Raw genomic sequence first — 25,152 nt, 5'->3', positions numbered from 1 at the left:
CCTTCTGCACTGCACATTTCCGTATAAGGAGTTACCTGATGCCCACCGCATCTTCGGTCGAGCCGGTGCCCGGCCCGCCGGCGCCCGGGGCGGAGCAGCCAAGGTTGGCGCTGCACGGGATATCGAAGCGCTACGGCGGGGTCAGGGCGATCCGGAACGCGGACATGACCGTCGGCGTCGGCCAGGTCCATGCCCTTGTCGGTGAGAACGGTGCCGGCAAGTCGACCTTGATCAAGATCATCTCCGGGGCCGAGGCCGCGGATACGGGTGGCATCGAGTTCGAGGGCTCGCCGGTCAGCATCAACTCGACCCAGGATGCGATGGCCCTCGGGGTGGCGACCGTGTACCAGGAGCCGCAGTTGTTCGCCGAACTGACGGTGTCGGAGAACATCTTTCTGGGCCGCGAGGTCCGCCGGGGCGGCCGGATCGACTGGGCGGAGCAGAACCGCCAAGTGGTCGAGCTGCTTGCCCTGCTCGGGCTGCCCGAGAGGATCTCCACGGTCGCCGTCGGGGAACTCTCGATCGCCACCCAGCAGCAGGTGTCCATCGCCAAGGCGCTGGTCGGCAATGCCAAGATCCTGATCCTGGACGAGCCGTCCGCCATTCTCACCGATAACGAGATCGACGTGCTGTTCGGCGTTGTCCGCCGGCTGGCCGCCGGCGGCGTGTCGGTCATCTACATTTCGCACCGGCTGGACGAGCTGTTCCGGATCGCCGACGCGGTGACCGTGATGCGGGACGGCGAGACCATCGGCAGCTATCCCATCGCGGATCTCTCGGTGCGCAAGATCGCCGAACTGATGGTCGGCGGCATCCTGTCCGACGAGCGCGTCGAGCGCAACATCCCGGACGGCGAACCGATGTTGGTGCTGTCCGAACTCGGTTTGCGCGGTCAGTTCCACGACGTGAACGTCACCGTCAAGCCGGGCGAGATCGTCGGGCTGTACGGACTTGTTGGCTCCGGCGTGTCCGAGATCGCCGACACCCTCTACGGGATCGAGCGGTACACCGACGGTGCCGTGCTGCTGGCCGGCAAGCAGGTGCGGCCCCGCAGTCCTCGCCAGGCCGGCAAGCTCGGTATCGCTCTGCTGCCGGCGAATCGCAAGCTGCAGGGCATGTTCGGCTTCCAGTCGATCGCGTTCAACATCTCGATCGGGCATCTGCCGCGACTGTCCTACGGTGACGTGTTCGTCGACCGGGCGAAGGAGAAGGAGACCGCGCTGGCCCTGATCAAGCGGCTGGCGATCAAGACCCCGAGCGAACGCACCCCGATCGGTGCGATGTCCGGCGGCAACGCGCAGAAGGTCGTGCTGGCCCGGCAACTGGTTGCCCAGCCCAAGGTGATGGTGCTGGCCGAACCGACGCAGGGCGTCGATGTCGGCGCCAAGGAGGAGATCCACCGGATCATCACCGAGCTCGCCGAGAACGGCGTAGCCGTGCTGGTGGTGACCTCGGATCTGAGCGAGGCACTGCGGATCGCCGACCGGCTGCAGGTGATCAGGGCCGGCACCGTTGTCGCCGAATTCGGGCCGGGCGCCACTCAGGTCGACGTGCTGTCGGCGGCCGCCGGAGCCATCGACGAGGCCGTGGCCCGGTCCGCGACGACCGGTGCTGACACGGCCACAGACACCGGCACAGACCCAGACCCAGAGACAGACACAGACATCGAGAACGGAGGTGGCCGATGAGTAGCCCCACGACGCTCGAGGACCCCGGCGCCGACCCGACCGCCGCCGCTCCGCGAGCGCGGGGCCGGGTGCTGGCCCCGCCGGTCACCGGCCAGGAGGTGGTGCTGATCGGCGTCATCGCCGTCGTCTGGATCCTGCTGTGGATCTTCACCCCGGCCTTCATGACGCCCGGCTCGTTGCAGCCGCTGCTGGTGGACGTCGCCCCGGTAGCGCTGATCGGCATCGGCATGACGATGATCATCATCACCGGTGGCATCGACATCTCGGTCGGCGGCGCGATCATGGTGTGTGCCGTCAGTACCGCGAAAATGCTGGTGTCACTGAACTTCTCGATCTGGATGGCACTGCTGATCTCGATCGTCATCGGCGGGGTGCTCGGCCTGATCAACGGCCTGCTGATCGCCTACGGCCGGGTCCACGCGATCATCATCACCTTCGGCACCGCCAACCTGTTCCAGTTCATCGGACTGCAGATCTTCCACTCGTCAACCGTCAACGGGATTCCCGGCACCCTGGCCTCGCTCGGCCGCGGCGTCGACGGCCGGAGCTTCGGCGTCCCGCACTCGTTCCTGATCACCGTGGTGCTCGCCGCGATCGCCTGGTGGTACCTGCGGCACACCGCTGGTGGCCGGCACTTCTTCGCCATCGGCGGCGACGAGGTGGCCGCCCGACTGGCCGGTGTCCGGGTGCAGCGGCGGGTGCTGCTCGCCTACCTGATCACCGGGCTGCTGATCGGCATCGCCAGCCTGTTCTACATCGCCAAGGGCACATCCACCCTTGACCAGTCGGTCGGCGCCGGACGCGAACTGGCGGTGATCGCCGCGGTGGTGATCGGCGGTACCTCGATCATGGGGGGCCGCGGCTCGGTGCTCGGCACGGTGCTCGGCGCCCTGCTGGTGCAGACCGTCACCTCCGGCGTCACCCAGCTCGGCTGGCCGTCACAGCTGTCCGATCTGTTCGTCGGACTGGCCATCATCGTCGCCGTCGGCGCCGACCTGATCCGCCAGCGCGCGAGGAGGACCGCATGACCACCACCGCACCCGCACCTCAGGTGAATCCGGAGAGCGCGCCGGCCGGGGCCTCGGAATCGCTCGGATCCCGGTTGCTGCGCGCGGTTCTCACGCAGCGGATCGTGCTGCTGGCCGTGCTGATCGTGCTGGTCGTCGGGGTCGACTTCGTGCTCTCGGCCGGCGGATACATGACCGCCGAGTACAACTTCGACTACATGGCAACGGTGCTGATCGACGCGGTGCCGCTGGCTATGCTCGCGCTGGCCGAACTGATCGTCATCGTCTCCGGCCGCGGCGGCATCGATCTGTCCATCGGTGCGATCGTCTCGCTGACCGGGATGGTGTTCGGCTTCGCCTACGGCGAGTGGGGCTGGCCGTTCTGGGCGGGCCTGCTGCTCGCCGCTGCCGTGGGTGCCTTCCTCGGCTGGATCAACGGATTCCTGGTGGCCAGACTGGGGTTCCCGGCGCTGATCGCCACCCTGGCCACGTACTACGCGTTCAAGTCACTGGCCGTGGTGATCAACGACCAGCAGCCGATCTCGACCGAATCCATCCAGGGCCTCGACTCGATGACCAGGTCGGTCGAGTTGCCGCTGATCGGCCAGTTCATCCCCAACATCCCGCTGGGCGTGTTCACCTTTCTGGTGCCGACCGTGATCGCGGTCTGGTTGTTCCTGGCCAGGGGCACCTACGGGCGCAGGATCTACTCGATCGGCACCAACGATGTGGCCGCCCGGTACTCCGGCATCAACGTGGCCGGCACCCGGATGCGGGCCTACGTGCTCGCGGGGCTGATCGCCGGGTTGGTCTCGGTGTATGTCACCGGTGAGTTCTTCTCGGCCCGTCCGGATGCCGGAACCTCGGGGAACGGAATGGCGTTGCCCGCCATCACCATCGCGGTACTGGGCGGGGTGGCCATCACCGGCGGCATCGGCCGGGTGGCCGGCGTCGTCCTCGCCACGCTGCTGATCACCTGGCTCAACGCCGGCATCCTGCTGTCGTTCGAGGGGAACGACGGCACCCAGTACCAGCTGCTGGCGCTCGGCGTGGTGCTGATCGTGGCGGCGCTGCTCAACGGCATGGCCAATCGAAGATACGGCGGCGCCAGATAGCCGGCGGGGTCGCCGGTTTCCACCACCCACCACGAACATCGGTCCGCACCGATCGGACAGCGAGGACGAACGACAGTGCCACAGCAAGAAACCGCGGTGTTTGCCCCGGACCAGGTCAGCGATGAGCTTCTGGCGCTGACTCACTCGTTGGGCCGGCCGGAGCGGGACCTGGTGATCCTGGCCGAGGGCAACACCTCTCAGCAACTGACCGGCGGCCGGATCGCGGTGAAGGCGTCCGGCTCGAACATGGCAACAGCCACCAGAGACGATTTCGTGGTGATCGACGTCGCCCGGGTGACGCCGCTGCTCACCGATCCGGCCGCCACCCAGGCCGATCTGACGGCCGCGCTGGACGCCGGTGAGATCGGCGGCCGCCGCCGGCGCGGGTCGATCGAGGCCTTGGTTCACGTTGCGGTACAGGCGGTTGCGCTGGCCGCCGGAGTCGCCGACGCGGCGCGGTTCGTCGGGCACACGCATCCGACGGCGGTGGTCGGACTGCTGGCCTCGGTGCACGCGGCCGAGGCGTACGAGCGGATCGTGTACTCCGACGAGGCGGTGGTGATCGGTGCCAGCCCGCTGTACGTTCCCTACGCCCAGCCTGGTATCGCGCTCGGCCAGACCTTCCACGCCGCGCTCGCCCAGCGGGTCGAGCAGACCGGCGAACTGCCGCAGCTGGTGCTGCTCGGCAATCACGGCATCGTGGCGATCGCTCCGACCGCCGACGGGGTCGACGGCATCTCGGCGATGGCGGTGAAGGGCGCTCAGGTCCGCACTGCCGCGTACGCCGTCGGCGGGGTGGCTCCGCTGACGGACGAGCAGGTGACGAAGTTCTTCGCCCGTGACGACATCGCCGAGCGCCGCGGCAACCTGGCCAGAGGAACTTTCTGAAGACCCGCCGGGCGACCGCTAGCCCGGCAACGACCGATATCGACATCACCGGAACAGGAAGCGAAATGCAACCCGACGAAGTGCGCAGTGTCCTTGCCAAGCAACACATCGAGACTCCCTCGTGGGCCTACGGCAACTCGGGGACCCGGTTCAAGGTCTTCGCCCAGCAGGGGATCCCGCGGGACGCGTTCGAGAAGATCTCCGATGCCGCGCAGGTCCACCGGTACACCGGAGTGGCACCGTCGGTGGCGATCCACATTCCCTGGGATCAGGTCGACGACTTCGCCAAGCTGGCGCAGCACGCCGCGGACGAGGGCGTGAGTATCGGTGCCGTCAACCCGAATACCTTCCAGGAGGACGACTATCGGCTCGGCAGCGTCTGCAATCCGGATCCGAGGATCCGGCGAAAGGCCATCGACCACCTGATCGAGTGCGTGCAGATCGCCGGTGAGGTGGGCAGCAAGCACCTGTCGCTGTGGTTCGCCGACGGCACCAACTATCCCGGTCAGGACTCGATCCGAGATCGGCAGGACCGACTCGGCGAGGCCCTGAAAGAGACCTATGAAGCCATGACGGCGGCATCGGCCGAGATGACCATGCTCGTCGAGTACAAGTTCTTCGAGCCGGCGTTCTATCACACCGACCTGCCCGACTGGGGCACCTCGCTGCTGCACTGTCTGCATCTCGGGCCGCAGGCGAAGGTGCTGGTGGACACCGGACATCACGCGCCGGGCACCAACATCGAGATGATTGTGGCCACCCTGCTCCGTGAGGGTCGGCTCGGCGGGTTCCACTTCAACTCCCGGTTCTATGCTGACGACGACCTGATCGTCGGCGCTGCCGATCCGTTCGGGCTGTTCCGGATCATGTTCGAGGTGGCCCAGGCCGGCGCGGTCCTGCCGGACGGTGGGGTTGCGTTCATGTTGGACCAGTGCCACAACCTGGAGGCGAAGATCCCGGCCGAGATCCGGTCGGTGATGAACGTCCAGGAAGCCACCGCCAAGGCCCTGCTGGTCGACGCCGAGGCGTTGGCGCAGGCCAGGTCTGCCGGAGATGTGCTGGCCGCCAACGCGATCGTGATGGACGCCTACAACACCGATGTCCGGCCGCTGCTCGCGCAGGTGCGCGAGGAGATGGGGCTGGCCGCCGACCCGCTGGCCGCCTACGCCGCGAGTGGCTATGCCGAGAAGATCGTGACCGAACGAGTGGGCGGCTCCGCCGCCGGATGGGGTGCCTGAGATGGCTGCACGAAAGACCGCTGCTACCCGCAAGCGACCGACAACCAAGGGTGCGGCGTCAGCCCCGGCGAAGGCGGCGGCAGCCGCCTCGTCAGCCAGGTCGACGGGCGCACCTGAGCTGCCGCAGGGGGTTCGCGACCTGATCGCCCGGTCGAACCGGCTCGGTACCGATCCGACGATCACCAACTACGGTGGGGGTAACACCTCCGCCAAGGTCCGTCAGCTCAACCCGGCCACCGGCGCCGAGGAAGAGCTGTTGTACGTCAAGGGATCCGGCGGCGACCTCGGAACACTGAAGGCATCAGGTCTGGCCACGCTGGAACGCGACCGGTTCGTCGCGCTGGACGGCGTCTACCGCGGCGTCGAGTACGAGGACGAGATGGTCGAGCTGTTCCCGTACTGCAGCTTCGGCACCGGCGGCGCCACCCCGTCCATCGACACCCCGATGCACGGCCTGGTCGACCTGCCGCACGTTGATCACCTGCACCCCGACGCGGTGATCGCGCTGGCCTGCGCCGCCGACGGCGAGAAGCTGGTCGAAAAGATCTGGGGCGGAACGGTCGCCTGGGTGCCGTGGAAGCGGCCCGGCTGGGAGCTGGGCAAGGCGATGCGGGACGTGTCCGCCGATCCGAAGGTGATCGGCGCGGTGCTCGGCGGTCACGGTCTGACCGCTTGGGGTCGCAGCAGCGACGAGGTGGAGAAGCGCTCCCGCAAGATCATCAAGGATGCGCAGAAGTTCCTCGACCGGCAGTCCAAGGCACAGCCGTTCGGCGCAGAGGTGAAGTCGCGCAAGGCGTTGCCGGCGGCCGAGCGGCGGGCCAGGGCGGCGGAGCTGTTTCCGCACCTGCGCGGCGTGGCCTCCGCCGACCGGCGGATGGTCGGCCACTTCACCGACAGCGACGTGGTGCTGGACTTCCTGTCCCGGCGCAAGCTCGACCAACTGGTCCAGCTCGGCACGTCCTGCCCCGATCACTTCCTGCGCACCAAGGTGCGGCCGCTGCTGCTGGACACCCCGTTCAACGCCCCGCTCGAGAAGGTCACGGCGCGGCTGGCCGAGCTGCACGCCGAATACCGCGCCGAGTACCAGGGGTACTACGACCGGAACGCCACGCCGGACAGCCCTGCCATTCGCGGCGCCGACCCGGCGATCATCCTGGTGCCCGGCGTCGGGATGTTCTCCTTCGGTGCGGACAAGCAGACCGCCAGAGTGGCCGGCGAGTTCTACGTGAACGCCATCAACGTGATGCGCGGGGCCGAGGGCGTGTCGAAGTACGCCCCGGTGAGCGAGGCGGACAAGTTCGCCGTCGAGTACTGGCAGCTGGAGGAGAACAAACTCAAGCGGCGGCCGAAGCCGAAAGCGTTGGCCGGCAAGGTTGCGCTGGTCACCGGTGCGGCCTCCGGGATCGGTCTGGCCATCGCGGCGCTGTTCGCCGAGAACGGCGCCAATGTGATCGTCGCCGATCTGAATCTGGCGAAGGCCGCCGAGGTGGCCGGGCAGTTGGGCGGCCCGGACGTGGCTGTCGGCGTCGAGATGGACGTCACCGACAACGACGCGGTGCTGGCCGGCGTCGCCCAGGGCGTGCTCGCCTTCGGCGGCGTCGACATCGTCATCAACAACGCCGGCATCACCAGGGCCGGATCACTCGCCGACACCACCGTCGACGACTGGGATCTGCAGTACGACATCATGCCCCGGGGCTCGTTCCTGGTGGCCAAGGCCACCGAGCCGGCGCTGCGGGCGCAACAGCTGGGCGGCACGATCATCAACGTCTGCAGCAAGAACGCGGTGTTCGCCGGCCCGAACAACATCGCCTACTCGTCGGCCAAGGCGGCGCAGGCCCATATGGTCCGGTTGCTGGCGGCCGAACTCGGCGACATCGGGGTGCGGGTCAACGGCATCAATCCGGACGGGGTGGTCCGCGGGTCGGGCATCTTCGCCGGTGGGTGGGGCGCCTCCCGCGCCAAGACCTACGGCGTGGCCGAGGAGGATCTGGGCAAGTACTACGCCAAGCGCACCGTGCTCAAGGAAGAGGTGTTGCCCGAACACATCGCGCAGGCGGCGCTGGCGCTGACCAACGGCACGCTGTCCATCACCACCGGACTGATGGTGCCGGTCGACTCCGGGGTCACCGCGGCCTTCCTGCGCTGACCCACCCCGGCGAGGATCCACTTCGCCTGCGCGGATCCACTTCGGACGTTCTGTGACTGGTGTTGTAGAAGTCAACAATCGGACCCTCGCGAGCGAAGTGGATCCTCGCCGGAATCAGCGGGCCGGGATGCCTGCTGCGGTCGGTCCGTCCGTTAGCCTGGACAGGTCACCAGGAGGCGTGTCCGAGTGGCCGAAGGAAACCGCCTTGAAAGCGGTCAGGTGTCAAAAGCCTCGGGGGTTCGAATCCCTCCGCCTCCGCTCTGGTGATCTCTCAGGAGATCCCGGACGGGCCGAGCCTGTCGAGCCCGGCCTGACACACTGGTCGGCATGGATCTCCATGGTCAGTCCGATCCGGCGCGGCAGAACCAGGGCCGGTACCCGGCCGGGTACGGCGGTGGGACGACCCCGGCCAACGGGCCGGATCTGACGAAGTCACCGGTGCCGCCGCAGCACTGGCCGGCGCCGCAGCACGGCCCGGCGCCGCAGAATTGGCCGGCGCCGCAATCCGGACCCGGCACCGGCTCGCCCGGCGGTGCACCGGGCGACGGCGTGCTGGTCGACATCGGACCCAGCGGGAAGGCCTACGGCAGGGGCGTCGCGGCCCGGCTGGCCATCCTCGCCCCGCTGATCCTGGTGAACCTGTACAACGCGAGTAACTCCAGCGTCAGTCCGGGGATGTGGTGGGCGATCATCGGCGTCGCGGCGGTGATCGCCGTCGGGGCCGTGCTGAGGATGATCAAACGGGTGCAGCTGACGGCGACCTCGGTGGTCGTCACCCGGGTCCTTGGCGGTCCCAGGTCGATCCCGCGACAGCAGCTGGCCTACGGCATCCTGGTGCAGTACTACCAGCAGTTCGGCAACGCGGCCGGCCCGTTGCTGATCCTGGTCGACGGCAACCGCAAGAAGCTGCTCTACCTGTCCGGTCAGCTGTTCGCCGGGGCGGACATGTACACCCTGGCCAGGGGGATCGGGTTGCAGAACTTCGACGTGATCACCGAACCGACCACCCCGAAGCTGCTCGCCCAGCGGCATCCGGGTGTGCTCTCGTTCATGGAACGGCGGCCGTGGGCGTTCGCGTGGATCGTGGTGGCGGTGATCATCGTGGTGGTGATCGTCGCGCTGGTGGCCGCCGGGGTCTGACGTCGGTCGCACCGCTCCGGCGCTCCGGTGGGTGATCCGCTGGTCACATCGTCCGTGGCGCACCGCAAGGCCGGCGCACCTGTCGACATAGGGTGCCTCGGGTGAGCACGGTGGAGATCATCCTGATCCTGGTGGCCGGTATCGGCGCCGGGACGATCAACGCGGTCGTCGGTTCGGGCACCCTGATCACCTTCCCGACCCTGATCGCGTTCGGCTTCCCGCCGGTGGTGGCCACCATGTCGAATGCGGTCGGCCAGATTCCCGGTGGGCTGTCGGCGAGCTGGGGCTACCGCCGCGAACTCGAGGGCCAGGGCCCACGGATCCGGCAGCTGCTGCCGGCTTCGCTGCTCGGCGCGATCACCGGATCCTGGCTGCTGTTGCATCTACCGCCGACGGTGTTCGAGGTGATCGTCCCGGCCCTGCTGGTACTGGCGCTGATCCTGGTGATCACCCAGCCGTTCATCCAGCGCTGGGTGCGCCGACGCAAGGCCGCCGCCGGGCTGGACCACACCGTGCTGACGGCCCGGCAGAACGTGCTCCTGGTGATCGCGGTCTACCTGATCGGTGTCTACGGCGGTTACTTCACCGCCGCCCAGGGCGTGCTGATGGTCGGCGTGATGGGCGCGATGCTGCCCGAGTCGTTGCAGCGGATCAATGCCATCAAGAACGTGCTGACCGCGGTCGTCAATGTGGTGGCCGCCGCGGCCTACACCATGTTCAGGTTCCATGAGATCAACTGGGCGGCCGCGGGTCTGATCGCGGTCGGCACCCTGATCGGCGGTTTCGTCGGGTCCAGCTTCGGCCGACGGCTGCACCCGGTGGCGCTGCGCTGCATCATCGTGGTGCTCGGTTCGGTGGCGATCTGGCGGCTGCTGGCGGGCTGACGACCGCCTGAAGACCCGTCGCCAGTCGGCCCGATCCCGCCCGGAATCCGCCGCGAAATTCGTGCGACTGGGGACGAGTTTTCAGGATCGGTACGAGGTCGCCGCCGCCAGGAACTGGTCGTTCTCCGCGGGCGACCCGATCGTCACCCGGACCCCGCCACCGTCGGCGTGGGAGAACGACCGCACGATCACGGCGTGCTGTTCGCAGTGCGCCGCGAAGTCGGCCGCCCGGTCCTGCAACGGCAGCCAGACGAAGTTGGCCTGCGACGTCGGCACCTCGAAACCGGTGCTGCGCAGCGTCTCCGTCACCCGGGCCCGTTCGGAGATCACCTGTTCCCAGCGCGGACGCAGCTCGTCCGCGGCGCCGAGGGCGGCGACGGCGGCCGCCTGCGCGACCGAGTTCAGCGCGAACGGGATCGCCACCTTGCGCAGCGCCTCGATCAGCGGTTCGTCGGCCACCGCGTAGCCGACCCGCAGGCCGGCCAGCCCGTAGGCCTTGGACAGCGTGCGCAGCGCCAGCACGTTCGGCCGGCGCTGGGCCACCGCGGCGCCGTCCGGCGAATCCGGCGAGCTGTCGAACTCGCGGTAGGCCTCGTCGACCACCACCAGCACGTCGTCGCCGACCCGGTCCAGGAACGACTCCAGGTCGGCGGAGGTCACCGCCGTGCCGGTGGGGTTGTTCGGGGTGCAGACGAAGATCAGCCGGGTCTGCGGGGTGACGGCGTCCGCCATCGCGTCCAGGTCCAGCGCGTGGCCGGCGGTCACCGGGACCTGGATCGGCAGCGCGCCGGTGATCCGGGTGACGATCGGGTACGCCTCGAACGACCGCCAACCGAACAACACCTGGTCGCCATCGCCGGCCACCGCCTGGACGATCTGCTGGCACAGCGCGACCGAGCCGCAGCCGGCGATCAGTCGGCCGACCGGCGCCCCGGTGTAGCCCGACAGCGCCGCCAGCAGGTTCGTCGCGCCGTTGTCCGGATAGCGGTTGATCCCCGCGACGGAGGTGGGGGAGTCGTCGGCGACGGCGGCGGCGATCGCGTCGGCCACCACCGGCAGCGTCGGATAGCTCAACTCGTTGGACGCCAGCTTGACCGCACCGGGCACGGTGCGGCCTGGGGCGTAGGCGGGCAGCGTGGCCAACGCTTCCCGGATCCGGACCGGCATCGCGACCTCCTCGTCAGATTCCTCACGGCGAGGCTATGCGTCGGCCCCGGTCCGCCGCACATCCGGGGTGGCCCTACCGGCCGGCAGGCTGGACGTGACCCTGGTCCGGCCGCTGGTGTAGGAACGTCCCATGACGAAATCCGGCACCGGCATCGCTCCCGAGATCCTCTGGCAGCCGACGCCGGAACGGGTCGCCAGGGCGGCGATCACCGACTTCGCCGGCTTCCTGGCCGACCGGACCGGGCAGGACTTCGGCGACTACGCCGCGTTGTGGGAGTACTCCACCACCGATCTGCCGGGCTTCTGGGGAGCGCTGGCCGACTACTTCGGTGTGCGCTGGGTGAACCGCCCGCAGGCGGTGCTGCCGGATGCGTCGATGCCAGGCGCCCGTTGGTTCCCGGGAGGCACCCTGAACTACGCCGAACACGCCCTCGCCGCGATCGACGGCCGGGCCGACGGTGATCTCGCGGTGATCGTCACCGACGAGGGCGACACCGAAGAGCTGGTGACGCTCGGACAGCTCCGACAGCAGGTCGCCCGCGCTCAGGCCGGACTGCGGCGGGCCGGAGTGGTGGCCGGCGACCGGGTGGTCGCGTTGGCGCCCAACGGCATCCACGCCCTGGTGGCGTTCCTGGCGACCGCGGCGTCGGGCGCGGTGTGGTCGTCGTGCTCGCCGGACTTCGGCCCGGCGTCGGTGATCGACCGGTTCACCCAGATCGAGCCGACCGTATTCATTGCGGTCGACGGATACCGGTACGGGGGCAAGGAGTTCGATACCGGCGAGACGGTCGCGAGGGTGCGGGCGGCGCTGCCCGGGCTGTCCGCGACGGTGATCGTGCCGACCCTCGGGCGGCCGCTGCCGGCCGGCACCACCGGCTGGGACGAGTTCACCGCCGAGATCGGACAGCCGGCCGAGATCGACTACGTGCCGGTGGATTTCGAGGCTCCGCTGTGGGTGCTGTACTCGTCCGGCACCACGGGGTTGCCGAAGCCGATCGTGCAGTCGGTGGGTGGGATCCTGCTGGAGCACCTGAAGATGCTGCGGCTGCACAGCGATCTCGGGCCGGGCGACCGGTTCCTGTGGTTCACCACCACCGGCTGGATGATGTGGAACTACCTGGTCGGTGGGCTGCTCGTCGGTTCGACCATCGTGCTGTACGACGGCAATCCCGGGTACCCGGATCTGCTGGCGCTGTGGCGGCTGGCCGAGCGGCACCGGGTGACGTACTTCGGCACCTCGGCGCCGTTCATCTCCTCCTGCCGGGCCAAGGGTCTGACGCCGTCCGATGAGCTGGATCTGACCTCGGTCGTGGCCGTCGGATCGACCGGTTCTCCGCTGTCCACCGACGGCTTCCGCTGGATCATGGAGCACGTCGGGCCACGGGTGCAGATCTGTTCGGTGTCCGGTGGTACCGACCTGTGCACGGCGATTGTCGGTGCGGCGCCGACGGTTCCGGTGTGGATGGGGGAGATCTCCTGTCGCGCGCTGGGCGCCAGGGTCGAGGCGTTCGACGAGCAGGGCGGCGCGCTGATCGGTGATGTCGGTGAGCTGGTGCTGACCGCGCCGATGCCGTCGATGCCGGTCTCGTTCTGGGGTGACGACGGCGGGTCCAAGCTTCGGGCGGCGTACTTCGACGACTACCCGGGGGTCTGGCGGCACGGCGACTGGATCCGGATCACCTCCAGGGGTTCCTGCGTCATCGAGGGCCGGTCCGACGCCACTCTCAACCGCGGCGGCGTGCGGATGGGCACCGCCGAGTTCTACCGGGTCGCCGAGAGCGATCCCGGAGTGCTCGACTCCCTGGTGATCGACACCTCCGACGCGTCCGGCGAGGGCGATCTGCTGCTGTTCGTGGTGCTCGCCGGCGGTGCCGACCTGGACGCGGTCACCGCCAGGGTGCGGGCGGCGATCCGCTCCGAGCTGTCGCCCCGGCACGTGCCGGGCACGGTGATCGCGGTGCCGTCGGTCCCGCGAACGCTCAACGGCAAGAAGTGCGAGGTGCCGGTGAAGCGGATCCTTGCCGGGATGCCCGTCGACACCGCGGTATCCAAGGATGCGTTGGCCGATCCGGCAGGGCTGGACGCATTCCTGGCCGCCGCCCGGTCGGCGAAGTAGCGCCAGAGGGCAGCGCTCAGCCGAACTTGGCGACCGTCAGCAGTACCGCGGAGTCCTCGAGCGCCTTCAGGGTCAGGTTGGCCGACGGGACGATCAGCAGATCACCGACCCTTGCGGTCCAGGAATCACCGCCGCTGTCCATCTGCACCCGGCCCTGCAGCACGTAGATGGTGGCCTCGCCGGGGCTGACGTGCTCGTCAAGGGCGCGATCCTTGGTCAGCGCGATGACGGTCTGCCGCAGCACCTTCTCGTGGCCGCCGAAGACCGTCTTCGCGCTCCGGCCGCTCGAGGCGGCCCTGGCGGCGTCCAGCTCCTGGCGGACGAGCGCGGCGATCGAGGCCTTGTGCATGTCGTGAGGGTACCCGGCAGGGTTCCGTCCGCGCTGCTAGCCTCGGGGTGAGGTGGTCCGATGGAGACAATGCCCGCTGCCGGAATCACGGCAGGACAGGTGATGACGACGCCCGCGATCTCGGTGGCGCCGGACAGTTCCGTTGCGCTGATTGCCGAGTTGCTGACCACCAGGCGGATCAGCGGCGTCCCGGTGGTCGACGAATCCGGCGTGGTGCTCGGCCTGGTGAGCGAGCGAGATCTGTTGGCCAGGACCGGACGGACCGCGGCCGACGTGATGACCACAACTGTGGTCAGCGTCAGTACCGACACCGACATCGAGCAGGTACGGCAGATCCTGGTGGACCAGCCGATCCGCCGGGTTCCGGTACTCGCCGCCGGCCGGCTGGCCGGCATGATCACCCGGCACGACCTGGTCGGCCGGCTGGTCGAATGGGTCTGCGGGGTGTGCGGCGAGTCGGTCCGCGGCGCCCGTCAGCCGTCGTCCTGCCCGAAGTGCGGGGGCAGCGGCGATCGGTTCCATCTGCAGGAACAACTCCCCGGAGCGTGACGTGAGGCGGCGCAACCATCCCATTCGACGATCGTCATCCGGTGGCCCGATCGACCGGTACGGAGCCTGAGATGCCAGGCAGAGCACGGGGTTCCGTCAAGCGCGCGGCCGCGGCGGCCAACCCGACCGCGGGCGAGCCGCCGGAGGTGCTGATCGACTACTACCGGCGGATGGCGCTGATCCGGGAGTTCGAGACCAGGGCCGGCGAGATGTACACCAAGGCCAAGATCGGTGGCTACTGCCACCTCAACCTCGGCGAGGAAGCGACCGTCGTCGGGTTGATGGCGGCCCTGCGGCCCACCGACTACCTGTTCACGAATTACCGCGACCACGGATACGCGCTGTGTCGTGGCATGGAGCCCGGCCCGGTGATGGCCGAGTTGTTCGGACGGGTGGACGGGGTCTCCGGCGGACGCGGCGGGTCCATGCACCTGTTCGACGTGAAGCGCCGGATGCTCGGCGGCTACGGCATCGTCGGCGGGCAGCTCCCGCCGGCCACCGGGGCGGCCCTGGCGCTCACCCTGCAGGGCGAAGCAGGCCCGGACGCCGACGCCGTGATGTGCCAGATGGGAGACGGGACGACGAACATCGGTGCCTTCCACGAATCGTTGAACCTGGCGGCGATCTGGCACCTGCCCATCGTCTATGTGGTGATCAACAACGGCCTCGGTATGGCGACGACGGTGGAGCACGCGGCCGGCGAACCCGAGCTGTACAAGCGGGGTTGCTCGTATCGGATCCCCGGAGAACGGGCGGACGGCAACGACGTGATCGCGGTCCGGGAGGCGGCAACAGCGATGCTGCAGCGGGCCAGGACCGAGCGAAAGCCGGGACTGTTGGAGACGATGAGTGTGCGGCTGCGTGGACACTCGGTGGTGGATCCGGCGCGGTACCGCAGCCGGGAGGAAACCGCAGAACTGCGCAGCCGGGATCCGCTGCCCGCCTTCCGGGAGCAGTTGATCGGCGCCGGCGTGCTGGACGCCGAGGCCGCGCACGCCATCGACAGCGCGGTCGAACGGACGGTCGCGGACGCTGTCGCCTTCGCCGACGCCAGCCCGGAGCCGGCACCGGACGAACTGTTCTCCTACGCGTATGCCACCGAGGTGCCGAACACACCACGGGCCATGCCCGGCGATCCGGTGCTACCGGTGGGATGGGACGACTGATGGCCGAGATCACCTACCGGCAGGCACTTCACGATGCCCTGCGTGAGGAGATGACCCTGGACCCATCCGTGATCCTGTTGGGCGAGGAGATCGGCATCTTCGAGGGGTCGTACAAGATCACCGCCGGGCTGCTGGCCGAGTTCGGACCGGAGCGCGTCCGGGACACCCCGATCGCCGAGGAGGGTTTCGTCGGTGCGGCCGTCGGAGCGGCGATGCTCGGGATGCGGCCGGTGGTGGAGATCATGACGATCAACTTCTCGCTGCTGGCCATCGACCAGATCGTCAACCATGCCGCCAAGATCTACGGCATGTTCGGCGGTCAGACCGCCGTCCCGATGGTCATCCGCACCCCGGGCGGTGGCGGCCAGCAGTTGGCCGCCACCCACTCGCAGAACCTGGAGGTGTGGTACGCGCACGTCCCCGGCCTGAAGGTGGTCGCCCCCGCCACCCCGCGGGATGCCAAGGCGATGCTGACCGCAGCGATCCGCGACGACGACCCGGTGATCGTGCTGGAGAACCTGGCGCTGTACAACACCAAAGGCGAAGTGCCGGACGGTGAACAGGTCGCGACCATCGGTCGGGCGCAGGTGATCAAACCGGGCACGGACATCACGGTCGTCGGGTATTCGCGTTCGGCGGTGATCGCGTTGGACGTCGCCGCCCGCTTCGAGTCCGAGGGTGTCTCGGTCGAGGTGGTCGACCTGGCCAGCCTGCGGCCGTTGGACCGGGAGACCATCTGCCGATCGGTCAGCAAGACCGGCCGGGCGGTGGTGCTCGAGGACGACTGGCTCACCTACGGCATCGGTGCCGAGGTGGCCGCCAGCATCGCCGAGGGCGCCTTCGACTATCTGGACGCTCCGGTGCGCAGGGTGGCGGCGGCGGAGATCCCGTTGCCGTACGCGAAGTCGTTGGAGCGCATCGCACTTCCCGATGCAGACGTTCTGGTCCGGGTCATCAACGAGGTGTTGGACGCGACCCGGTTCACCCGAGGAGAGTCTCGATGACCGACGTTCTCATGCCCCGGCTGTCCGACACGATGACCGAGGGGTCGATCGGGCAGTGGCTCAAGTCGGAGAACGACGAGGTCCGTCGCGGCGATGTGCTGGCGGAGATCGAGACCGACAAGGCCGTGATGGACCTGGAGAGCTACTCCGACGGCGTGCTGCAGAAGATACTGGTGCCGCCGGGTCAGGTGGTGCCGATCGGCGAACCGATCGCGGTGATCGCCGATGCGGGTGCCGATGACGGATCGCCGGCCGCGCCGTCTGCGACGGCAGCAGCTGCCGCGCCGGCCGCGCCTGCCACGGCCGCAGCACCAACCCCGGCAGCACCGACCCTGGCAGCGTCCGGGGCGGTTCCGGCGTCGGGCGGATCCGCCGGCGCCGCCCCGGAGGCGGTGCGGCTCAAGGCATCCCCGGTCGTTCGGTCGTTGGCCCGCACGCACGACATCGACCTGTCGACGGTCACCGGCACCGGACCCGGTGGCCGGATCATCCGGGTGGACGTTGATCGGTTGATCGCCGACAGCGCCGCGTCGACCAAGATCACCGAGCCCGTCGGCACGGCAGGGCCGGTTCCCGCCGGTCCGGCCGCGACCGCCGGGGCCGTCCCGGTGGCCGCAGCACAGGTCGGCGCCGTCGGGGATGACGACGAACAACTCCCGCTCAGCAACATCCGCAGGATCACCGCGCGTCGGCTCACCGAGGCGTTCGCGGTGCCGCAGTTCTACCTGACCACGCTGGTGGATGCCGGGCCGCTCACCGACTTCCGCGCGCAGATCAACGCCGGGCTCGGGGCGGACGGGGTGAAGATCAGCGTGACCGATCTGCTGATCCGTGCCTGCGCGGTGACCTTGCGCGCGCACCCCGAGGTGAACTCGTCCTTCGGTGAAGATTCGATCATCCGCCACCACCGGGTGCATGTCGGTGTGGCCGTCGCCCTGCCGGACGGACTGATCGTGCCCGTGGTCAGGGACCCGGACCGCAAGAGCGTCTCGCAGATCTCCACCGAGGCCAAGGACCTGGCGACCAGGGCACGCGATGGCAGGCTGAAGCCGGACGAGTTCGCCGGCGGGACCTTCACCATCAGCAATCTCGGGATGTTCGGCATCGACAATTTCACCGCGGTGCTGAACCCACCGGAGGCGGCGATCCTGGCGGTCGGCGCCACCACCGAGCAGACCGCGGTCGCCGACGGCGAGATCGTCGTCCGCAAGGTGATGAAGCTGACCCTGACGGTCGACCACCGGGTGCTGGACGGCGCCACCGGCGCGACCTTCCTGGCCGACCTCACATCGCTGCTGCAGAACCCGCTCCGCATCGTGGTGTAACCCCCCGAGGCGTAGCGGGGCTGTCCCGCGCGCCGGCGCCGGGCGCACCTGCAACGATCAACACATGAACCCGACGACCCCCGCCGCCACCCGCACCGCCGAGATCGCCGCCCGCCTCGCGCCCGAAATGACTGCACTCCGCCGTCGGCTGCACGCCGATCCGGAACTGGAGCTGCAGAATCCGCGCACCCAACGGGCCATCCTCGACCAGCTGGCCGGGCTGGAGCTGGAGATCACCACCGGCTCGGGGCTGACGTCCGTGGTGGCGGTCCTGCGTGGAGGCAAGCGCACGGAGAGCAGTCCGGTGGTGCTGCTCCGCGGCGACATGGACGGGCTGCCGGTTGCCGAGCGCACCGGACTCGACTTCGCCAGCTCGAACGGCCTGATGCACGCCTGCGGCCACGACCTGCATGTGGCCGGCCTGGTCGGCGCGGTGAAGATCCTGCACGAGCTGCGCGCCGAACTCGCCGGCGACGTGGTGTTCATGTTCCAGCCCGGCGAGGAGGGGCCCGGTGGGGCGGCACCGATGATCGCCGAGGGCCTGCTGACCGCCGCCGGTCGTCGGGTGGATGCCGCCTATGCGCTGCACGTGGGCGCGGCCGGGCATCCGAAGGGCACCTGGTCCGGGCGTCCGGGTCCGCTGATGTCCGCGGCCGACGAGGTCTATCTGACGGTGGTCGGCCGCGGTGGGCACGGCTCGCAGCCGTTCCTGGCCAAGGATCCGGTCCCGGTGGCCTGTGAGATCGTGCTGGCGCTGCAGACCATGGTGACCAGACGGTTCGACATCTTCGACCCGGTCGTGGTGACCGTCGGCAAGATCTCTGCCGGCACCAAGGACAACATCATCGGCGACACCGCCGTCATCGAGGCTACGGTGCGCACCTTCTCCACGGAGAACCGCGAGCAGATCCAGCGGGAGATCGTCCAGCTGGCCAACGGGATCTGCGGCGCCCACGGGCTGACGGCCGAGATCGACTACCGGCCGGGGTATCCCGTCACGGTGAACGACCCGGACGAGTATGCCCTGATGGTGGCGACCGTCACCGAGATGTTCGGTGCCGAGCGCTTCTTCGAGATGCCGTTCCCGGAGGCCGGCAGCGAGGACTTCAGTTTCGTCGCCAATGAGGTGCCCAGCTCGTACCTGTTCCTGAGCGCAGCACCAGGCGACGAGCCGAAGTCGGCCCCGGACAACCACTCCGCTCTCGCCACCTTCGACGACTCGGTGCTCGCCGACGGCGCGGCCCTGCTCGCCGAGGTCGCGTTGCGTCGGCTGAATCGTTGAGCGCGTCGCGCACCTCGAGCGTCACGGGCGACCGGTCGGTTCGGCCGGCCCGGCCGGGGAACTGACCCAGATGTTGCAGATCCTCGGTCTGACGGCGCACGAAGAAGCACTTTTCGAATTCATGGTGTCGCACCCACCGGCAGCGCCCCGCGACCTGATCCGTTGGGCGCGCGAGGTGTGGCCGGTTCCGGTGTCGGCGACGGTGGCCTCGGCACTTGCCGGCCTCCGTGAACTGGGCCTGATCGCGGATCCCACCCCGGACAATCCGCGATTCGTGGTGATTCCGCCGGACACCGCGCTCGACCAATTGGCGCAGCAACGCGCCCGCGATCTGGCTGCGGCCAGGCGACATCTCATCGCATTGTCGGCCCGCTACCGCCACCGTTCACCCACCGCCGGGGCCGGCTCCACACCGTTGGTGGAGGTCATCCACGGCTCTGTCGAGATCCTGCGCCGCTTCGAGGAGATCCAACGCGGCGCACGCAGCGAGGTGTGTGGTTTCGACGCGCCGCCGTATCTCAGCGTGGTGGTGCACAGCAACCCGCTCGAGGCCGAGTTGCTCCGAGCCGGCATCCGGTATCGAGTGCTGTACGACCGGCGGGGCATCGACCTTCCTGGACGGCCGGCCGAGATGGCCGCGCTGGCCGAACTCGGCGAGGTTGCCCGCGTCGCCGAGTTGCCGGTGAAGTTGACGCTCACCGACCAGCCGATGGGCATGGTGCTGCTGCATACGAACTCCGATCCGACGAGTGCCTTGGTGATTCACGATTCCACCCTGTTGAACGCGCTCCGCGGGCTGTTCGAGATGTACTGGGAGCACGCAATTCCACTCGGTACGAACCCGGATGGTGAGGTCGAGTCGCCGGCGGTCGACCGGGAGCTGCTGTCGCTGTTGGTCTCCGGACTGCAGGACACCGAGATCGCGTCTCATCTGGGCTGGACCGATCGAACCGTCCGGCGGCGGGTGCGCGAGATGTCGACCGAATTCGGTGCTGCGACCCGCTTTCAGGCCGGCTACGAAGTGGTCCGCCGCGGCATCCTTGGCGGGGCGATTCCGTTCGATCCGGCGGCCGCCAATGGCGAGGGCCAGCATGGCGCCAAGAGCTGACGACGCGCCCGGTTCGCTGGCGGCGATCGGGCTGACGTCGGACGAAGAGGCGATCTATCGGGCGTTGGTCGACGGATCGCCGATCACCGCTGACGGCTTCTCCGGTGACGAATTGACCGCCAACCCTGGGTATGACGTGACGGCTGTCCTGACAAGATTGGTCGCCAGCGGGTTGGTCGCCACGACCGGAGACCCGCCGCAGTACACCGCGGTGGCACCGGATGTCGGCCTCGAAGTGATCCTGTTGGCGCGCGAACGCGACCTACGGAACGCGCAGCGTCGGATCGGCGAGCTGTCCGACTCCTACCGCGCCCACCTCGCCGGTCCGGGTATCTCGGTGGTGGAACTGGTGACCGGCACTCGCGCGGTGGCCCAGCGGGCAGCACAGATCCGGCAGGCAGCCCGCTACGAACTGCGAATTCTCGACCGTCGGGCGGCCGGCTCGGAGGCCGAGGCGGCGGGCGATCCCCAGATCCGGTGTCGCGTGCTGTACGAGCAGAACGGGATCGACCGGCGGCACACCGCCGCGATCGGAGCGCCCTCCGCCGGTCACCAGATACGAGTGGTGGCCGAGGTGCCGGTGTCGCTGGTGATCGCCGACGATCGCTTGGCCTTGCTGGAGCTGCAACGCGAGCCGCAGTCGGCGGCGGCGGAAGCTGTCATCGTGCACCCCTCCGGTCTGCTCGATGCGCTCGGCAGTCTGTTCGAGAGCCTGTGGCGGCGTGGCCGGCCGATCGGTGCGGATCCGGCCGATGTCGACCGTGACCGACTCGTCGAGATGATGAAGGCGGGGTACACCGACCAGGCCATGAGCCGGCAATTGGGCATCGGTCACCGGACGGTGCAACGCAGGATCGCCGCGCTGCTCGACGAATCCGGAGCGAGAACCCGGTTCCAGGCGGGGGTGCAGGCCGCGTTGCGTGACCTGCACCCGCCGACCGGAGACCGTTAGCCGTGGTGGGCCAGACCGAATGCCCGCGGGATCGTCTGCGAGATCGTGTTGCCCTCGTCATCGACGCCCTCGGCCCGAATGCTCACCGCGCCGGTGGTTTTCCGGTATGCCGGGTACTTGACCCTGGCGGTGACGGTGTCGCCCTTCCCGGCGCGGGTGGCAACCCGCGACCAGTGCTTGCCGTCGTCGTAACTCAGCCAGAGTTTGACGCCGGTCAATCGCGGCTGCCGGTCCAACAGGGCCGAGTGGTAACCGGTGATGGTCACCGTTCCCGAACTCCCTGCGCGCACCGTGTTGTCCAGGCCGAGACCGAACTCATATCCCAGGTACAGCTCCCGAAGTGGTTGGCACGGCTCGATCTTCGGGTCCTGCCATTCGCCGTTGACGAGCGGATGCACGTACCACCCGGTGCAGTGCAACCCGACCGTGGTCCGCGGCTTGACGACCAGGCCGTCGTCGCGGTGACCCGAACGGAAGGTCCTTGAGGTGTCCGAGGTCCGGGCGTACCGCTGTGCGGTGAGCGGCGTGCTGAGGTGTTCGGTCATCCGATAGTCGGCGACCTCCTGCGGCAGCTCGAAGAAGGGGCTCAGGAAGAGCGAGATGAAGTAGCCCCACAGGCCCTGCTGTACCGGTATCTCGTCATCGCCGCGGTAGAGCCGCATGGTGTTGGTGGGTTGGCCCTGCGGGTCGTCGCCCCAGGCGATGTAGCCGGCACCGATCCCGTTGTTGGACAGGTAGTGCTGCACGCTGAGTACGTCGCCGTTGCGGCACACACCGCACAGGATCCAGCTGTACGGAGCGGTGGCCAGGTCCTGCCGATGACCCGCGGGCACCAGGGGTTGCTCGCCCCAGTTCATCACGGTGCTGCCTGGACGTCGGTAGAACGAGGCGACGGACGACGACCAGGCTCGTTCTCCCGACGCGTAGTTCGCGTCAGCATTGACGAACCAGAGCAGGGAGTCGTCGGTCGGTCCGGAGTAGGTGGTCAACGCACTCTGCGCCGGCAACCGGAGGCCGTAGCTGCGCAGGTAGATCGGACCGGACAGCATGGGTTGCCAGTTCAGCCGCGCCGTTCCCGGCGCGTCCGCATGCAGCCGGTTCACCGTTCGCGCCAGGTTGCGGTCGGCGACCGTGAATCGGCCGCCCGGAACCTTGTCCGGCGTGGTGAAAGCCAGGGCGTACAGGTGAGAAACGTCGGGGTCGCCGCGCAGGTCCAACGTCACCGTTGTCTGCTGCAACCGGGCGGTCAACGCGCGTCCCTCGACGGCGGTGAGGCTCATCGTCGGGATCGGGTACGTCGGCCATTCGACCACCCAGTTCCCCAGGTTCAGGAATTCGCGGCCGGCGGCGCTGTAGCCCAGAACGGCGACCGCGCCGGCGGCCTTCGCGTTCTGCACCCGGTCGAGACCGCTGTCGTCACACACAGCCGGGCACAGATCGGACAGGTCGAGCAGTGCGATCTTGCCCCGAACATCGACCGTGGCGAAGTCGGCTTCGGTGCCGTGGCCGGCGGCAACGACCGAGCGGGTGCTGTGGCCCTTCAGCATGGTGACGCCGGCTCCGACGTCCTGGTAGGAGGGGTGCAGGTCCAGTGGTCTCTTCCCGCGCATCCGAACCGTCAGCGGGTCCGGTCCCTGCCAGACCTGCGTGTACGACACGAAGGTGCCACGGGTTGCCGACTTGGTCGGCAGCGTCCAGAGCCTCGTCTGTCCGAACGGCTGGTCGAAGTACTGCTCCAGCGCGATTTTCGAGTTCTCGGTGACGTCCCGGTAGCCGAGAACCGCGTGATAGGCGATGCCGGGCTTTTGGGTCTTGACCTCGACCCGCTGTGCCTTGCGCAGGTCGAAGACGACCTTTGTCGGATCGTGGACGTCGACGGTCGGCTCGGTGACCAGCGCGTGGTTCACTTCGCCCGCAGCATCGGTCCAGGTGACGTCCGTTCCGATGCTGTAGACACCGGCCGGCAGCTTGCCGGCGTAGTTCTGCACCGCGGGCGACAGCAGCAGGTTCTTGAATTCCTCACCGTCGTCGAGTCGCAGCGCCAGGAAGCCGCCGTAGGTCACATCCGTTGCCCCGACGGGGTTGACGACCTCGATCGTCACGTCAACCTGAGCGGGCTCCTTGACCGCGCCCACCGCGCTGCGGACCACGACGGAGCGAGTCGCATCGGCCGCCTCGATCGCGCCTTCGTACCACGATGGCGGGCCGGCCCGGACATCGAGAATGACGGTGACGTCTGCGGTTCCGTTGGCCGGGACGGTGAGCTCGCTGCGATCGACGGTCAGGGTGTCTGCCGGTGCCGTGCCGGAATGGGTCTTCATGCTGGGTGTCACCGTCAGGGTGATTGGCTGATCACTGTCGTTGGTATACGTCAGGGTCTTGCTGATCGGTGCCGCCTGCTCGGCCGGGACGGCTCCGAAGTCGAGCTGGCCGCTGCTGCGGACCGGCTGGGTGGTGGCTCGTGCGACGTCGACCCGGCCGGCACCCTGTTCGTAGGGTGAATATCCGTCATCCTTGGCGGAGCTGGTGAGGGCGTTCGCCAGTTGCGGCCCGGTCCAGTCCGGGTGCTGCTCGGCCAGGATCGCTGCCGCGCCGGCAACATGTGGCGTTGCCATCGATGTCCCGGAGATCGTCGTGTAGCTGCCATCGACGATCGGTCCCAGCTGCGTGCCCTCGGCCCTGGCCGCGGTGATGTCCTTGCCGGGGGCCGCGATGTTCGGCTTGAGTCCCTCGTCGAGTCGCGGGCCCCGGCTGGTGAAGCTCGCCAGCTGGTCCTGCTTGTCGACCGCACCGACGGTCAATGCCGCCTCTGCGGCGCCGGGGGCGTTGATGTAATGGCTGATTCCGTTGTTCCCGGCCGCGATGACGAAGAGCGTGCCGTACTCGGCCGAGAGTTGGTTCACCGCTTCGCTCATCGGATCCGTACCGTCCGACGGCGCGCTGCCGATACTGATGCTGACGATCTTCGCGCCCTGCTCGGACGCCCATTGCATACCGGCGATGATCTGCGAGCCCCAACCCTCGCCGTTGTTGTCCAGCACCTTTCCGACGATCAGGTCGGCGCCTGGGGCGACGCCCTTGAACCGCCCGGCGGAGGCTGCGCCGGAGCCGACGATCGTGGAAGCGACATGGGTACCGTGTCCGTTGCCGTCCTGCACGCTGGGATCGTCGCTGAACACGGCCGTGGCGCCGATGTGTCCTACCAGGTCAGGGTGATTCAGGTCCACCCCGGTGTCCAGCATCGCCACCTTGACGCCCGAACCGTCCAGGCCCCGCTGCCAGGCTTGCGGAGCACCGATCATCGGCACGCTGACGTCCAGTTGCGTCTTCACCTTCGGATCCAGCCACATCCGGCTGAACCCGCCGGCGATCCGGGCGTTGCCCGCGGGTTGGACGCTCGCCCAGAACGTGGAGGCCCCGGATTTGCTGACCCGGACGGCATTGGCGTTGACGCTGGTGAGTTCTCGGGACGAGGCGACCGCAGGCAGTGCAGCGGCGCGGGCGATCCCGCGCCCGGTCGGATACTGCACGATGACGGGTAGCTCACTGCTGTCCTTGTCCGCGTACCCGTTCCGCGCCAGGTATCTCACGTCGAACAGGCCCTTGTCGAGAAGTCCGGCGCCGACCAGACCACGGGCATCCGACGGGAAGACGTAGAACGAATCTCCTTCCCGCAACTGGGTGAAGGCCACGGTCCGGCCGTCCGGCCTGGGCGCCTGTCGCACCTGTACGCGGTCCTGATCTGTCGATGTCTCGGCCGGGTACGTCACCACATCGCCGGTGATCAGGGTGACCTCGATGCCTCCGTCCGCTGGCTGAACAGCCGCGGCGGGCACCCCAGTCGACGGCGGCACGGCGCCGCCGGAGGGCAGGTGTCCAGCGGCTGCCGCTGCGGTCACCGCCGCCGGCGGCGCCGACGCGGCGGTCGGTGGGCCACCGTGCGCAGCGGTGGTCGGCACGACCAGCGAGAGGCACAGCGCGAGCAGCGCACCAGTCACGGAACGAGGATGACGCCTACGCATTGA

19 protein-coding genes and 1 tRNA gene are annotated in these 25,152 nt (G+C 68.5%); 17 read left to right on the top strand and 3 right to left on the bottom strand.

All coding sequences use genetic code 11. The annotated features are described in order from the left end of the window. Positions 1-38: 38 nt before the first annotated feature. The 9 genes from K340_RS29715 to K340_RS0112660 all read left to right on the top strand — a co-directional run bounded on the left by K340_RS29715 (position 39) and on the right by K340_RS0112660 (position 10,109). On the top strand, positions 39-1,688 hold the full coding sequence (locus tag K340_RS29715; RefSeq protein ID WP_084614366.1) for a sugar ABC transporter ATP-binding protein: 1,650 nt from the start codon (positions 39-41) through the stop codon (positions 1,686-1,688). After that, on the top strand, positions 1,685-2,716 hold the full coding sequence (locus tag K340_RS0112695; RefSeq protein ID WP_051266090.1) for an ABC transporter permease: 1,032 nt from the start codon (positions 1,685-1,687) through the stop codon (positions 2,714-2,716). Before K340_RS29715 ends, K340_RS0112695 begins: the two co-directional genes overlap by 4 nt. Continuing rightward, on the top strand, positions 2,713-3,810 hold the full coding sequence (locus tag K340_RS0112690) for an ABC transporter permease (protein ID WP_029136988.1): 1,098 nt from the start codon (positions 2,713-2,715) through the stop codon (positions 3,808-3,810). The genes K340_RS0112695 and K340_RS0112690 overlap by 4 nt, the downstream gene beginning before the upstream one ends. Positions 3,811-3,885: 75 nt before the next feature. Next, positions 3,886-4,698 (top strand): class II aldolase/adducin family protein, encoded by an 813-nt coding sequence (locus K340_RS0112685; protein ID WP_029136987.1) that lies wholly within the window; start codon positions 3,886-3,888, stop codon positions 4,696-4,698. A 65-nt stretch (positions 4,699-4,763) separates the two neighbouring features. Next, complete coding sequence (gene rhaI, locus K340_RS0112680) at positions 4,764-5,936, top strand: L-rhamnose isomerase (protein ID WP_037364439.1); 1,173 nt, start codon at positions 4,764-4,766, stop codon at positions 5,934-5,936. Between the two features lies 1 nt (position 5,937). Next, a complete protein-coding gene (gene rhaD / locus K340_RS0112675) occupies positions 5,938-8,085 on the top strand; it encodes a bifunctional rhamnulose-1-phosphate aldolase/short-chain dehydrogenase (RefSeq protein ID WP_084614364.1) in 2,148 nt (715 codons plus the stop codon). Between the two features lie 172 nt (positions 8,086-8,257). Further along, a tRNA-Ser gene (locus K340_RS0112670) sits at positions 8,258-8,343 on the top strand. 69 nt (positions 8,344-8,412) lie between these two features. Further along, positions 8,413-9,225 carry a hypothetical protein gene (locus K340_RS0112665; RefSeq protein ID WP_029136984.1) on the top strand — a complete coding sequence of 271 codons (813 nt, stop codon included), beginning with the start codon at positions 8,413-8,415 and terminating at the stop codon, positions 9,223-9,225. Between the two features lie 101 nt (positions 9,226-9,326). Then, positions 9,327-10,109, top strand: a complete 783-nt coding sequence (locus tag K340_RS0112660; protein WP_029136983.1) for a sulfite exporter TauE/SafE family protein — start codon at positions 9,327-9,329, stop codon at positions 10,107-10,109. Between the two features lie 81 nt (positions 10,110-10,190). Here the strand turns inward: K340_RS0112660 and hisC are convergent, their stop codons facing one another. After that, positions 10,191-11,276, bottom strand: a complete 1,086-nt coding sequence (hisC, locus tag K340_RS0112655) for a histidinol-phosphate transaminase (RefSeq protein ID WP_029136982.1) — start codon at positions 11,274-11,276, stop codon at positions 10,191-10,193. 130 nt (positions 11,277-11,406) lie between these two features. Between hisC and K340_RS0112650 the strand changes: the two genes are divergently transcribed. Beyond that, positions 11,407-13,392, top strand: a complete 1,986-nt coding sequence (locus K340_RS0112650) for an acetoacetate--CoA ligase (RefSeq protein ID WP_029136981.1) — start codon at positions 11,407-11,409, stop codon at positions 13,390-13,392. Positions 13,393-13,408: 16 nt separating this feature from the next. Here the strand turns inward: K340_RS0112650 and K340_RS0112645 are convergent, their stop codons facing one another. Next, positions 13,409-13,741 carry a cupin domain-containing protein gene (locus K340_RS0112645; RefSeq protein WP_029136980.1) on the bottom strand — a complete coding sequence of 111 codons (333 nt, stop codon included), beginning with the start codon at positions 13,739-13,741 and terminating at the stop codon, positions 13,409-13,411. A 60-nt stretch (positions 13,742-13,801) separates the two neighbouring features. Here K340_RS0112645 and K340_RS0112640 point away from each other — a divergent pair, with 60 nt between their 5' ends. The 7 genes from K340_RS0112640 to K340_RS0112610 all read left to right on the top strand — a co-directional run bounded on the left by K340_RS0112640 (position 13,802) and on the right by K340_RS0112610 (position 21,127). Next, positions 13,802-14,290, top strand: coding sequence for a CBS domain-containing protein (locus K340_RS0112640; protein ID WP_211229408.1), 489 nt, complete (start codon positions 13,802-13,804; stop codon positions 14,288-14,290). Between the two features lie 71 nt (positions 14,291-14,361). Further along, the gene (pdhA, locus tag K340_RS0112635; protein WP_029136978.1) at positions 14,362-15,456 is read left to right on the top strand and encodes a pyruvate dehydrogenase (acetyl-transferring) E1 component subunit alpha; all 1,095 of its coding nucleotides are present in this window, start codon (positions 14,362-14,364) and stop codon (positions 15,454-15,456) included. Next, complete coding sequence (locus K340_RS0112630; protein ID WP_029136977.1) at positions 15,456-16,460, top strand: alpha-ketoacid dehydrogenase subunit beta; 1,005 nt, start codon at positions 15,456-15,458, stop codon at positions 16,458-16,460. The genes pdhA and K340_RS0112630 overlap by 1 nt, the downstream gene beginning before the upstream one ends. Further along, complete coding sequence (locus K340_RS0112625) at positions 16,457-17,785, top strand: dihydrolipoamide acetyltransferase family protein (protein ID WP_029136976.1); 1,329 nt, start codon at positions 16,457-16,459, stop codon at positions 17,783-17,785. The genes K340_RS0112630 and K340_RS0112625 overlap by 4 nt, the downstream gene beginning before the upstream one ends. A gap of 64 nt (positions 17,786-17,849) precedes the next feature. Continuing rightward, positions 17,850-19,067: a M20 metallopeptidase family protein gene (locus K340_RS0112620; RefSeq protein ID WP_084614362.1), complete on the top strand. Its 1,218-nt coding sequence runs from the start codon at positions 17,850-17,852 to the stop codon at positions 19,065-19,067. Positions 19,068-19,137: 70 nt separating this feature from the next. Further along, positions 19,138-20,175 carry a TrmB family transcriptional regulator gene (locus K340_RS0112615; protein ID WP_029136974.1) on the top strand — a complete coding sequence of 346 codons (1,038 nt, stop codon included), beginning with the start codon at positions 19,138-19,140 and terminating at the stop codon, positions 20,173-20,175. Next, positions 20,159-21,127 (top strand): hypothetical protein, encoded by a 969-nt coding sequence (locus tag K340_RS0112610; protein WP_029136973.1) that lies wholly within the window; start codon positions 20,159-20,161, stop codon positions 21,125-21,127. Before K340_RS0112615 ends, K340_RS0112610 begins: the two co-directional genes overlap by 17 nt. Here the strand turns inward: K340_RS0112610 and K340_RS0112605 are convergent. Beyond that, complete coding sequence (locus K340_RS0112605) at positions 21,124-25,125, bottom strand: S8 family peptidase (protein ID WP_029136972.1); 4,002 nt, start codon at positions 25,123-25,125, stop codon at positions 21,124-21,126. The two genes, K340_RS0112610 and K340_RS0112605, sit on opposite strands and share 4 nt — an antisense overlap. Positions 25,126-25,152 lie beyond the last annotated feature (27 nt).

The sequence above is a fragment of the Nakamurella lactea DSM 19367 genome, from assembly GCF_000426645.1.
In the GTDB taxonomy this organism is placed as follows: domain Bacteria; phylum Actinomycetota; class Actinomycetes; order Mycobacteriales; family Nakamurellaceae; genus Nakamurella; species Nakamurella lactea.
Note: the sequence above shows the minus strand (reverse complement) of the source record. Positions and strands in the feature narration are given on the sequence as shown.